Raw genomic sequence first — 11,373 nt, 5'->3', positions numbered from 1 at the left:
GTCGTTGGTGATCTCCCGCACCCGCACACGCTCGGCCACCGCATCCCTCCTCGCTCGACAGTCTGCCGAACGAGCAGTTCGCGCCTCGGAGCGCGATTCCTCCTACGTCAAGGGGCGAAGGTTTCCGGAAGGGGCACTAGTACTCGGTGATCGCCTGGACTTCTGTCATCAACTGCTTGTACTCCGGCGAGTTGGTGAGCGGCAGCAGCGACATGAGCTTGGCCATGTTGCCCGTCACCTTGATGCGCCCCTGCATGAAGGCGGCGTTGGCGTCGAGCTCGCCTTTCTGGATCTTCATGGCGTCCTCGTAGGTCTGCGTGAGCGTGACCTCCGGGTCGGGCATCTCGCCCAACTGGCTTTCCAGCAGCTTGCCGTTCTCGAGGACCCAGTAGTACTTGATGTCGCCCTCGGGCCCCCCGGTGATGACGTACTGCATGCGGGCCGAGGCGCCGGGGCGCTCCGGCTGGCTTTCGCCAAGCTTCTTCGACTCGTCGAGCCACTCTTGCGTGAGCCACTTGGGCATCGGTACAACCCCCTACACGTAGAACGGACGCTCGGGACTCTACTGGTTGACGGGTTCGCGGACCCCGGCGAACAAGTCGTCCTCGGGCAAGGTCGGCTCGTCGATGCTGCGGGCCAGGTGGTAGTCGTCGTACGGGTGGACGGTGCGGGCCACCTCGTGGGGCAGGCCGAACCAGAACGGCGAGTCGGGGTCGATCTGGGTGGCATGGGCCAACAACGCCTCGCGTCGCACGTCGGCGAACTCGGCGATGTCGATCGACGTGGTGATGCGGTCGTCCTGGTCGGGCCGCTCGAACCAGCGGTCGTCGAACGGCGACTTCAGCCCCAACTCGAGGAACTTCTCGTGCATGGCCACGAACCGCTTGCGCGACCAGAGCGTGTAGTACAGCTTCGACGGCTGCCACGGCTCCCCCGCCGCCGGGTACCGGGTCGGGTCGCCCGCGGCATCGAAGGCGGCCACCGAGATCTCGTGCACCCGGATGTGGTCGGGGTGGGGGTAGCCCTGGTGGTCGTCGTTGTAGGTGACGATCACCTGCGGCCGGGCTCGCCGCACCTCCGCCACCAGCCTGCCCACCGCCTCGTCGAAGTCGGCCTGGAAGAAGCACTCGGGGTTGGCGTTGGCCTCGCTCTCGGGCATGCCCGAGTCGCGGTAGCCGAGCAGGCGCACCTCGCCGTAGCCGATCACCTCGGCCGCCCGCAGCAACTCGGCCCGGCGCACTTCGTGGAGCCGCTCGCGCACCTCGGGCTTGTCCATGGCCGGGTTGAGGATGTCGCCCTCCTCGCCCCCGGTGCAGCACACCAACACGGTGCGCACCCCTTCGGCGGCGTACTTGGCCACCGTGCCCGCGCCCTTCGACGATTCGTCGTCGGGGTGGGCGTGCACGGTCAGGAGGCAGAGAGGATCGGCCATACGCCTGAACCTAACCGCCCCACCGGCTCCCCTCTTCCCGAGGAAGCTCGCCACCCCGGCGGTACCACCGCCCGGTCAAGGCCCCCGCGCCCAGCCCGGTGAGGACGGCGGCGGGGATGGCCACCTGGAACAGCCCCGTGCGCACGAGCGGCCGCGCCAGCCCCTGGTCGGGCTCCAACGCCCGGGCCAGGAAGAACAACGGCAGCGCCAACAGCCCCAGCACGGCCGCCGCCACCGCCCCGGCGATCACCATGCCGAGACCGATCGAGACGAGCAGCGGACGACGCACCCCACCAGGATGCCCGTCGTGGCGTGCCCGAGTCAGCGGCGAGGGCCGCGACCCCGTGACGGCGAGGCGTGGGCCGCCCGTACGCGGCCCTTGCCCACCGCCTTGGCTTTCCCCTTCGCCTCGGCGCTTGCCCGGCCCGGCTTGGCGTGGGCCACCACCACGCCGGCCGTCGGAGCAGCCACGGCAGCGGAAACGGGAGCCGGCGCGGCCGGCGCCGCGGCGGGCGCAGGGTTGGGCGCGGGACGGTCCGTCGCACGATGCGCGACCGCCTTCGCCACAGCCCGGGCCGCAGGCGCCACCGGTCCGAAGACCGCCGCTGCGGTCGCCGCCGCCACCACGGCGACCGGCTCGTCGACCACCGGCACCCCGCCGGACAACGGCGCCGCCACGTTGGGCAGACGCGGCGCCTTGTTATTGCCGCCCGCAATGGGCACGACGGTGATCAACGCCACCACGAGCACGGCGAAGCCCAGCAACGACACCGGGGAGCGCTCGCCCAGCCCCCGCCTGCCCCGCCGCACCGGCATGGGCGGCGACGGCTCGACCAGGCCTGTGCTCATCCCGCCGACGACCAACAACGGCCGGCGCTCGCCGATCTCGGCCAACGCCACCTGGGCCCGCAACTCCATCATGTGGGGGTCGATCTCGGGGTGCACCACGATGGCGATGCCTTCGTCGTGCACGGAGCAGTCGAGCACGCCGGGCAGATCGCGCAGTACCCGTTCGACCGACCCCGTCTCCATAGGAGGAATGGTACCGACTGCCCCCTCAAGACACCCGTTGGAAGCGGGCCACCGCCTCCACGTGCACGGTGTGGGGGAACAGGTCGAGCACCTCGACACCGGCCAACCGGTAGCCCGCTTCGGCCAACAAGGCCGCGTCGCGAGCCAGCGAGGCGGCGTCGCAGGCCACCAGCACGACCACCGGTGCGCCCGTCGCCGCCAGCACCCGCACCGCCCGCTTGCCCAACCCGGCCCGGGCCGGGTCGGCCACCACCAGGTCGGCGGGCACGGGCGACCACCGGTTCACGTCGCTGCGCACCACCACGGCGTCGAGGTCGGCGAGGTTCACCCCCGCGTCGCGCACCGCAGGCCCTGCGCTCTCCACCGCCACCACCCGTACGTCGTCTCGCCGCCCGGCCAGCGAGCCGCCCAACAGCCCCACGCCGGCATAGGCGTCGACCACCACGCCCCCGTCGACCAGCGCGTCGCCCGCGGCGCGCACCACGGCGTCGACCAACAACGACGCCGCCTGCGGGCCCGACTGGAAGAACGACGTGCCCGACACCCGCCAGCGCCGTCCGGCCACCGCCTCGGTCACCGCGGCGCGGCGGCCGACCATCACGTCGGGCGGGACGACCAACCCGCGCGCATCGTCGGGCCGGGGCACCACCAACCGCTCCCCCGTCGCCACGCTCGCCCGCACGATCACCTCGGCGGCGTCACCGAAGCGCCCCACCTGCAGCACCTCTTCCACCAACGGGTGCGCCACCACGCAGCCCTCCACCGCCACCAAGGAATGCGAGTGGTGCATGCGGTACGCAGCGCGCCCGTCGGCCACGGCCACCCGCACGGTCGTGCGATAGGCGCGGTCCCCCACGGAACGCACCGTCTCGCGCACCGGCGGGTTGGGCACCCGCCCGATGCGCTGCAATGCCTCCACCACCATCTGGCGCTTCAGCCGGTGCTGGGCCTCGGGCAGCACCCCCTGCCACGGGCAGCCGCCGCACCCCCGGCCCACTTCGATGCACGGGGCCTCCACCCGGTCGGGCGACGGCGACACCACCGACACCAACCGGGCCCGGGCGAAGTCGCGCCGCGACTCGGTCACCTCCACCCGCACGGTCTCGCCCGGCAAGGCGCCGGAGACGAACAGCACCCGGCCCGACGAGTCGCGCGCGATGGCGTCCCCCCCTACGGCAACACCGGTGGTCGTCACGTCCTCGTCGAGCATGACCGGCGAGGTTAGGTTTCCCGCATGGCCCCCGAGTTCGACGACGACACTGCACTCACGCGCCAAGGGGACACCTGGCACGCCAACGTCTCCAACCGCTGGCACATCGGCTCCGGCCCCAACGGCGGCTACATGGCGTCGTTCCCCTTGCGCGCCATGCTCGACATCAGCCCGTTCCCCGACCCGCTGTCGATGACGAGCCACTTCCTCCAGCGCCCGGCCTACGCCCCTGCCACCCTGCGAGCCACCGTCGTGCATGCCACCCGCGGCCACGCCTTCCTCCACGCGACCATGGAACAGGAGCACGGCACCGTCGTCACCGCCACGGCGGTCTTCGGCACCCACCGCCCTGGCGGCCCCGAGGTGGTCGACGGCGCCCCGCCCATCGACACAGCGCCCGACGACTGCCCGGTGCTGCCGGTGCCCGAGGGCATGCCGTTCGTGGAGCGCTTCACCTACCGGGTGCCCGCCGAACAGCAGGCAGCCTTTCTGTCGCCGGAGCCCGCCCCCGCCCATGTCTTCGGCTGGGTGCGACTGGCCGATCGCGACATCGACACCCTGGCCCTGCCGCTGGTCATGGACTCGTTCCCGCCCGCCGTGTTCGCCGCCTTCGGCCCCGGGCTGGCGCCGACCCTGGAGCTCACCGTGCACTTCCGGGCCAAGCCCACCACGCGCTGGCACCTGGCCGACTTCCGCACCCGTTTCCTGATGGGCGGCTACATGGAGGAGGACGGCGAGCTGTGGGACGAGGACGGCAGGCTGGTGGCCCAGAGCCGCCAGCTCGCACGGTTCACCGCGGCGCCCCAGGGATAGGTTCGCACCCATGCCGTCCGACGCCTTCGAGATGGTCAACCGCTATTTCGACGAGGCGGCCGGGCTCGTCGACCTCGAAGACGAGCTCTACGACGTGCTCAAGACGCCCTACCGCGAGATCGACGTGCAGATCCCGGTGCGGCGCGACTCCGGCGAACTGGTCGTGCTGCGCGGCTACCGGGTGCAGCACAACGGCGCCCGCGGGCCGTACAAGGGCGGCATGCGCTACCACCAGGACGTCGACCTCAACGAGGTGCGGGCGCTGGCGTCGCTGATGACGTGGAAGACCGCCCTCATGGACCTGCCCTTCGGCGGGGCCAAGGGCGGCGTGGGCGTCGACCCCTGCGACTACAGCGAGGACGAACTGGAAGCGCTGACCCGGCGCTTCACCCTGGCCATCAGCCACGTCATCGGCGTCAACCGCGACGTGCCTGCACCCGACGTCAACACCAACGCCCAGGTGATGGCGTGGATGATGGACGCCTACTCCAGCCGCTACGGCTACTCCCCGGCCATCGTCACCGGCAAGCCCGTCGACCTGGGCGGCGCGCCCGGCCGGGAGGCGGCTACCGGCCGCGGCGTGGTGTTCGTGCTCGAAGCGGGCGCCCGGCGGTGGGGCATCGATCTCAGCACCGCCCGCGTCGTCATCCAGGGCTTCGGCAACGTCGGCACATGGGTGGCCCGCGAGCTGCACGACCGTGGCGTGCGGGTCGTCGCCATCTCCGACCTGAGCGGCGGCGTCTTCAACGACCAAGGCATCGACATCCCTGCCGTCCTCGCCTTCGGCTCACAGCGGTCGCCCCTGCACGGCTCGGGCCTGGGCGACGACATCACCAACGAGGAGCTGCTGGCCCTGCGCTGCGACATCCTCGTGCCCGCCGCCCTGGGCGAGGTGATCCACGACGGCAACGTGCACGCGGTGGCCGCCCGCATGATCGTCGAGGGCGCCAACAACCCCACCACCCCGGAGGCCGACAAAGCGCTCGACGACATGGGCGTGGAGATCGTGCCCGACATCCTGGCCAACGCAGGCGGCGTCACCGGCTCCTATTTCGAGTGGGCGCAGAACATCCAGCAGTTCCGCTGGAAAGAGGACCGCTTCAACGCCGAGTTGAGCGACGCCATGACACGGGCCTTCGACGCCACCGCGGCGTTCGCCGAGGAGCACGACTGCTCCTTGCGCAAAGCGGCCTTCGCCATCGGCATCGAACGGGTGGCCCGCGCCTCCCGCCTGCGCGGGTACGTGTAGCGACGTGATCACCGTCGTGAGCTACGGGCCCGACGGCTCGCACGCCGAGCACGATCCTTCCGACATCTCGGAGGTGGTGGGCAAGGACGGCCGCCTGCTGTGGGTCGACCTCTCCGACGCCGACGACGCCGACTTCGTGTGCATCGCAGGCGAGTTCGACCTGCACCCCCTGGCCATGGAGGACGCCCGCAAGCACGGCCAGCGCCCCAAGCTCGAGCGCTACCCGACGCACGCCTTCGTCGTCGCCTACTCCGAGACCCTGTGCGAGGTCGACCTGTTCGTGGGCCCCGACTGGTTGGTCACGGTGCGGGGCCGCAACCCCGGCGGCGGCGCATGGGAGATCGCCCAGGCCCGAAGCCGCTTCGAGCGCACCCGCACCAACGGGCCGTCCGTGGGGCTGTTGCTCTACACCATCCTCGACGAACTGGTCGACGGCTACTTCCGGGCCGCCGATGCCGTGGAGGACGAGCTGGAGGAACTGGAGGAGCGCATCTTCGGCGACGACACGCCCGAAGAACGCGACATCCAGCAGGACCTGTTCGACGTGCGCCGCCGGCTGCTGCTGTTCCGCCGCGCCGTGGTACCGCTGCGCGAGGTGGTCAACGCCTTGCTGCGCCGCGAGGTGCGCTGGCTCGACGACACCGCGGTGCTGTTGCTGCAGGACGTCTACGACCACATCCTGCGGGTCATCGACACCATCGACAGCCAACGAGAGCTCATGGGCAACGCCGTCGACGCCCACCTGGCCATCATCTCCAACCGCATGAACCAGGTGATGAAGACGATGACCTCGTGGGGCGCCCTGCTGCTGGGTTCCACCCTCATCGCGGGCATCTACGGCATGAACTTCGAGCACATGCCCGAACTGCACTGGCGCTACGGCTACGCCGTGGCCATCGGCATGATGGTGTTCCTCACGGTGGCGGGCTACCTCGCCTTCCGCCGCCGCGACTGGCTCTGAGCTAGTCGCCGGCCTTGGGAAGGGTGAACGAGAAGCGGGCGCCTTGGCCGGGCGCCGCCTCCACGGCCACGTTGCCGCCCATCAGCCGCACGTACTCGCGCACCAGCGCCAAGCCGATGCCGCTGCCCCGGGTGGCGTTGAGCTGTGCGCCCACCGACCGCCAGAACGGCTCGAAGGCGCGGCTGGCCTCCTCGGCGGTCATGCCGATGCCCTTGTCGACCACCTCCACCCGCACCACCTCGGCCTCCTCGACGGCGCGCACTGTGACCGGGGCGTCGGGGCCTGCGTACTTGGCGGCGTTGGAGAGCAGGTTCGACAGGGTGCGCCGCAGCAGCACCGGATCGGCGCGCACTTCGAGGTGGCGCACCTCGCTCGTCACCGTGCGATCGGTGAACAGCGGGGCCAGCGCCTGCAGGGCTGTGTCGACCTCCACGGCCAAGTCGACGACGGCGGGCGTCGCCACCAGCCGCCCCGCTTCCAGCGCACCGAAGTCGAGCAGTTGCTCGACCAGCGAGCGCAGTTCTGTGGCGTTGTCGCGGATGGCGCCGATGCAGTCGTAGCGGGCGCGGTCGTCGAGGCGGTCCCAGTTGCCGAGCAGCGTCTCGGCGAAGCCGACCACGCACGTGAGCGGCGTGCGCAGCTCGTGCGACAGCGACATGACGAGGCTGCGACGAAGGTCGAGCGTCTCTTGCAGGCGGGCCACCAACGAGCGCTCCAGCTCCAGCCGGGCGGCATCGGCGAGGGCGGTGCCCGCGAAGGCGGCAAAGGTCTCGGCCAGCAGGAGCTCTTCGGCCAGGTACTGGCGGGGCAACTTCTCCCACACCGCCAGCGCGCCGAGGCGTTCGTCGCCGTGGCCGGGCAGGGGCACGATGAGCGAGCGGTCGTCGACGTGCGAGCGGAACCCACCGGCCCGCGGCGTCAGCACCGAGGCCACGCGAGCGGCCATGGTCGACGAGCCGTCGGCGTCACCCGCCAGCATCTCCACGCTGCCCTCGTCGTTGACGACGAACAATGCGGCAGACCCCGCTCGCAGGAGCTCGCGGGCGCCCCGCAGGATCTCCTCGTAGATGGAGGGCAGGTCGTCGGCGCAGTGCACGAGCACGGCCAGCCGTTGCAGTTCCTTGGCCCGGCGGGCCACGTCGTGGTTGCGCCACGCTCGCTCCAGCACGTGGGGCAGGCGGGCCACGTAATCGGTGTCCTTGACCACGTAGTCGACGGCGCCCAAGCGCATGGCCTCGACGGCCAAGCCCTCGGAACCCATGGCCGTGACCATGACCACCGACGCCGTGGTCTCGGCGGCCCGCATGGCCAACAACACGTCCATTCCGGTCATATCGGGCAGGCGGTAGTCGAGGAGCACGAGGTCGACGCCGTCGAGCAGCTCCAGGGCTTCCTTGCCCGAGGCGGCGAAACGGAGCTCGTGGCCGACGGGCGAGAGGGTGCGCTCGATGACGAAGCGGTGGTAGCCGTCGTCGTCGACCACGAGGATCGTCATCGGCGTCAGCCGAGTCGTCGCGGCGTTCACGGGCGCGAGCCGGCTACGGCGGGCACGGGATTGGCGACACAGGGCACAGCCGGCACGGGTTCCTCCTCGACGTACCAATCGGCAGCCGAGACGGCGGTGCGAGGAAAAGGTGCCGAGGAGTTCAGGAGCGAGCGGGCACGAGCTCGTCCTCGCCCGTCTCGTCGTCTTCCACCAGCAGGTAGCCGCACAGCTCGGCCAGCAGGCGGTGGCCCTCGTCGGGACCGGTGGCGATGAGCTCGTCGTCGGCCCGCACCACCACGTCGAAGCGGGGCCGGTAGAGGTAGCGGCCCCCTCGGCGGATGGCCAGCAGGTAGAAGCCGGTCTCCGTCTCCAGGGCCAGCGAGCGCAGTGAGCGCCCGTCGGCGGGCGACCCGGCAGCCACCGGCATGCGCACCACCACCTCGTCGGCGTCGCCCAAGGCGAGGGCGAGGATGGGGTGGAGCTCCTCGCGCTGCTCGATGAGCCACACCATCTGCTGGGCGGCGTCGCCGATCTCCTCGGCGGCCTGGCCCAGGTGCAGCAGCCCCCGCAGCGGCGAGGGGTCGATCTGGTCGGAGGCCGAGCGCAACACCCAGACCTCCAACCGCTCCTTCATGTCGTCGAGGCGGTCCTCCAGGTGGTTGACCTCGGCGGCCAAGCCCTGGTCGCGCATCACCAACGCCGAGTAGGCCAGGCCCACCGCCACCTCGGAGACGTTCTTCATCTCCACCAGCACGTCGACGGCCCGGTCGAGGTCGGAGAGCGCGGTGTCCTCGGGCGGCGTCGGGGGCTCGTACTCGGGGGCGCCCGCCAGGCGGCGCAACTCGGCGATACCCGCGGGCGCGCCCTGCAGGAACAGCACGTCGCCGGGGAGCAGGATCTCGTCGCCTGTCACGTCGGTCACCCACTCGCGCTCGCGGCGCACGGCGACCACCGACATGCCCACCTCGGTGGGCAGCTCCAGGTCGCCTAATGCGCGGTGGGCCATCTCCGAGCCCTCCCGCACGCGCACCCGGTGCGAGACCTCTTCGGCTCCCGCCAGGTCGGCCACCAGCGCCCGGGGGATGCCCAGGCGGCGGGTCACGATGCGGGAGATGTCGACCGCGGCGTTGCCCATGCGCTCGATGGCGCTCACCACCTGCAGCACCGACGCCATGGAATCGGCGTCGCGAGGCGAGCGGGCGGCCATCACGCAGATGGCGCGCATTTCGTGCACCAGCGAGGTGAGGCGGTCCTCCAAGGCGTCCACTTCGTCGGCCATGTCGCTGTCGCCGAAGTAGAGGGCCGCGTAGCCGAGGTCGATCATGAGCTCGGAGGTGTCCTTCGCCTCCGAGAGCATGGTCTTCAGATTTCGAGGTCGGTCGTCCATCGCAGTAGGGAGAAGTCTACGGCCCGAGGCCGACGACGACGATGGCCATGATCAGAGCGAAGGCGCCGAGCAGGTCCATCGACGACGTGACCAGCGGGATGCCGTGGTTGTCGGGGTCGAGGCCGAGGCGGAAGGTGGCCACCGCCCCGTAGTAGGCGATGAGCACGGCGAAGCAGGTGGCGACCATGCCGCCGAGCATGGAGATGGCCACCATGCGCCACGCGCCCGGCGACGCCAGGCCCACCACCGAGGCGGCCAGGTCGGCCGCCAGGGCCACCAGGAAGAACACCGGCACGGCGAAAGCGAAGATCAACAGGACGTCGCGCCGGGCCGCCCGCTGGGGCACGGCGTGGGGCTCGATGATGCCGAGGTGGAGCTTCGAGCTCAGGCGCGACGACAGGATGCCGCCCAGCGCCCCGGAGTCCTCCAGAAAGGGGGGGACGAGGACCAACAGTGCGGGGAAGGCGAGGAACGACTCCAAGCGCTTCTCGATGGTGAGCCCGGCCACCACGTCGACGGTGCCCGCCACCAGCAGCACAGGCACCGACTCGCGCATGATGCGGCGCAGCACGGGCAGTCCCGAGCGCAGGGCCGCGGCCAAAGCCACCAGGCAGACGACGACGAGGATGACGGCGAGTGACGGGGTGAAGGGGCCGAGGCCAACGAGGTAGGTGGCGAGGAACAGCGACGGCAGCGTCACCACGTCGCCTGCCGCGGTCACCAGTGGGGCGGCCACCGTGTCCATGTCCCAGCCGAAACGCACGGCGCCCGCGGCCACGCCCAGGGTGATGAGCAGCACCACGGCCGACGACATCGCCCCGCCGACCACCGAGATCACCACGAAGTCGGCGATGGAGATGGTGTCGGCCAGGCCGAAGCCCACGGCGACGACCTTGGCCAGCACGGCGAGGGCGACGGAGATCGACAGGGTCAGTGCAGTGGAGGCGAGGATGTTCTGCCCCACCACGGTGTCGCGCCGCCGCGACAGGCGGAAGGTGCCCGCGTGGATCGACGTGCCCAGGCGGCTGCCCAGGGCCCCGAAGACGTTGCCGCGCATGCCGATGGCGGCGGGCACGAGCACGAGGAGGCCGGGCAGGGCTTCGAGGGTGTGGGTGATGGCGCCGAGCGTCAGCCCGGCGAGCAGGTCACCGGCCGAGGAGACGAGGAGCGCGACAAGCCCCTGGACGGCGCCCGCGGCGTCCGGTCCCAGCACGGCGCGCAGGCGCGCACCAAGGCGAGGGGGCGACAGGCGCATGGGTACTCGGGGGCTCCGACGGGCGCTTCTGCATCGAGGGCATGCTACGTCGGGCTCACACCAGTGCGGCGATCTCCCGGGCCAGTTCCACGTCGGCGTCGGTGACGCCGCCTGCCGAGTGCGACCACTGCGTCAACGTGACGGTGTTCCAGTGGACGGCGATGTCGGGATGGTGGTTGCGCTGCTCGGCCAACTCGGCCACGGCGTTCACGAACACCATGGCCTCGGCGAAGTCGCGGCGCGTGACCTCCAGCACCAGCCGTCCGTCGCGCACCTCCCAGGACGTGCCTGCAACTGCGTCCCGCACCGCTTGCTCGTCGAGGGTACCCATGGCTCAGGACCGTAGTGCGGGAGGGCCGCACCACGGTCCTGATAGCCGAGGTCGTGGTGGCGTCGACGCAGCCCGGGCTAGTGCCGCGTCAGGCAACGTTTGCGCGCTTCACGAGCTCACGTAGCGCCTCGTCCCTGGCGTTGCGGTTCCGCCAGGCGATGTAGCGACGGATCATGCGGGCCTGGGCCTCGTGGCTGTCGTGGTCGGTTCCGTCGAG

12 protein-coding genes are annotated in these 11,373 nt (G+C 70.9%); 3 read left to right on the top strand and 9 right to left on the bottom strand.

Annotated elements, in window-relative coordinates:
- Positions 1 to 136 precede the first annotated feature (136 nt).
- The 5 genes from VM938_14305 to VM938_14285 are packed head-to-tail and all read right to left on the bottom strand — an operon-like array spanning position 137 to position 3,674.
- The gene (locus tag VM938_14305) at positions 137 to 523 is read right to left on the bottom strand and encodes an SCP2 sterol-binding domain-containing protein (GenBank protein HVF76206.1); all 387 of its coding nucleotides are present in this window, start codon (positions 521 to 523) and stop codon (positions 137 to 139) included.
- A 39-nt stretch (positions 524 to 562) separates the two neighbouring features.
- Positions 563 to 1,432, bottom strand: coding sequence for a mycothiol conjugate amidase Mca (gene mca / locus VM938_14300; protein ID HVF76205.1), 870 nt, complete (start codon positions 1,430 to 1,432; stop codon positions 563 to 565).
- A 10-nt stretch (positions 1,433 to 1,442) separates the two neighbouring features.
- Complete coding sequence (locus VM938_14295; GenBank protein HVF76204.1) at positions 1,443 to 1,721, bottom strand: hypothetical protein; 279 nt, start codon at positions 1,719 to 1,721, stop codon at positions 1,443 to 1,445.
- Positions 1,722 to 1,753: 32 nt separating this feature from the next.
- Entirely contained in the window at positions 1,754 to 2,464 is a 711-nt protein-coding gene (locus VM938_14290; GenBank protein ID HVF76203.1) for a hypothetical protein, read from the bottom strand.
- 25 nt (positions 2,465 to 2,489) lie between these two features.
- Positions 2,490 to 3,674, bottom strand: coding sequence for a TRAM domain-containing protein (locus tag VM938_14285; protein ID HVF76202.1), 1,185 nt, complete (start codon positions 3,672 to 3,674; stop codon positions 2,490 to 2,492).
- Between the two features lie 24 nt (positions 3,675 to 3,698).
- Here VM938_14285 and VM938_14280 point away from each other — a divergent pair, with 24 nt between their 5' ends.
- From VM938_14280 to corA, 3 genes are read left to right on the top strand one after another with little or no spacing between them, the layout of a single operon-like run.
- A complete protein-coding gene (locus VM938_14280) occupies positions 3,699 to 4,487 on the top strand; it encodes a thioesterase family protein (GenBank protein HVF76201.1) in 789 nt (262 codons plus the stop codon).
- Positions 4,488 to 4,497: 10 nt separating this feature from the next.
- Complete coding sequence (locus tag VM938_14275; protein HVF76200.1) at positions 4,498 to 5,736, top strand: Glu/Leu/Phe/Val dehydrogenase dimerization domain-containing protein; 1,239 nt, start codon at positions 4,498 to 4,500, stop codon at positions 5,734 to 5,736.
- A 4-nt stretch (positions 5,737 to 5,740) separates the two neighbouring features.
- Positions 5,741 to 6,697 carry a magnesium/cobalt transporter CorA gene (gene corA, locus VM938_14270; protein ID HVF76199.1) on the top strand — a complete coding sequence of 319 codons (957 nt, stop codon included), beginning with the start codon at positions 5,741 to 5,743 and terminating at the stop codon, positions 6,695 to 6,697.
- 1 nt (position 6,698) lies between these two features.
- Here the strand turns inward: corA and VM938_14265 are convergent, their stop codons facing one another.
- The 4 genes from VM938_14265 to VM938_14250 all read right to left on the bottom strand — a co-directional run bounded on the left by VM938_14265 (position 6,699) and on the right by VM938_14250 (position 11,156).
- On the bottom strand, positions 6,699 to 8,192 hold the full coding sequence (locus VM938_14265) for an ATP-binding protein (GenBank protein ID HVF76198.1): 1,494 nt from the start codon (positions 8,190 to 8,192) through the stop codon (positions 6,699 to 6,701).
- A 151-nt stretch (positions 8,193 to 8,343) separates the two neighbouring features.
- Positions 8,344 to 9,540, bottom strand: a complete 1,197-nt coding sequence (locus tag VM938_14260) for a TrkA C-terminal domain-containing protein (GenBank protein ID HVF76197.1) — start codon at positions 9,538 to 9,540, stop codon at positions 8,344 to 8,346.
- A gap of 46 nt (positions 9,541 to 9,586) precedes the next feature.
- The gene (locus tag VM938_14255) at positions 9,587 to 10,783 is read right to left on the bottom strand and encodes a magnesium transporter (protein ID HVF76196.1); all 1,197 of its coding nucleotides are present in this window, start codon (positions 10,781 to 10,783) and stop codon (positions 9,587 to 9,589) included.
- A gap of 97 nt (positions 10,784 to 10,880) precedes the next feature.
- Positions 10,881 to 11,156, bottom strand: a complete 276-nt coding sequence (locus VM938_14250; GenBank protein ID HVF76195.1) for a 4a-hydroxytetrahydrobiopterin dehydratase — start codon at positions 11,154 to 11,156, stop codon at positions 10,881 to 10,883.
- Between the last annotated feature and the right edge of the window lie 217 nt (positions 11,157 to 11,373).

Source organism: Acidimicrobiales bacterium, assembly GCA_035536915.1.
GTDB lineage: Bacteria > Actinomycetota > Acidimicrobiia > Acidimicrobiales > JAHWLA01 > JAHWLA01.
Note: the sequence above shows the minus strand (reverse complement) of the source record. Positions and strands in the feature narration are given on the sequence as shown.

What these genes read in the sequence shown, in the direction of transcription:
- VM938_14275 (HVF76200.1), top strand. Translation starts at nt 4,498, where the DNA reads ATGCCGTCCGACGCCTTCGAGATGGTCAACCGCTATTTCGACGAGGCG.
- VM938_14280 (HVF76201.1), top strand. Translation starts at nt 3,699, where the DNA reads ATGGCCCCCGAGTTCGACGACGACACTGCACTCACGCGCCAAGGGGAC.
- VM938_14265 (HVF76198.1), bottom strand. Translation starts at nt 8,192, where the DNA reads ATGACGATCCTCGTGGTCGACGACGACGGCTACCACCGCTTCGTCATC.
- VM938_14285 (HVF76202.1), bottom strand. Translation starts at nt 3,674, where the DNA reads ATGCTCGACGAGGACGTGACGACCACCGGTGTTGCCGTAGGGGGGGAC.
- VM938_14250 (HVF76195.1), bottom strand. Translation starts at nt 11,156, where the DNA reads ATGGGTACCCTCGACGAGCAAGCGGTGCGGGACGCAGTTGCAGGCACG.
- mca (HVF76205.1), bottom strand. Translation starts at nt 1,432, where the DNA reads ATGGCCGATCCTCTCTGCCTCCTGACCGTGCACGCCCACCCCGACGAC.
- VM938_14290 (HVF76203.1), bottom strand. Translation starts at nt 2,464, where the DNA reads ATGGAGACGGGGTCGGTCGAACGGGTACTGCGCGATCTGCCCGGCGTG.
- VM938_14305 (HVF76206.1), bottom strand. Translation starts at nt 523, where the DNA reads ATGCCCAAGTGGCTCACGCAAGAGTGGCTCGACGAGTCGAAGAAGCTT.
- VM938_14260 (HVF76197.1), bottom strand. Translation starts at nt 9,540, where the DNA reads ATGCTCTCGGAGGCGAAGGACACCTCCGAGCTCATGATCGACCTCGGC.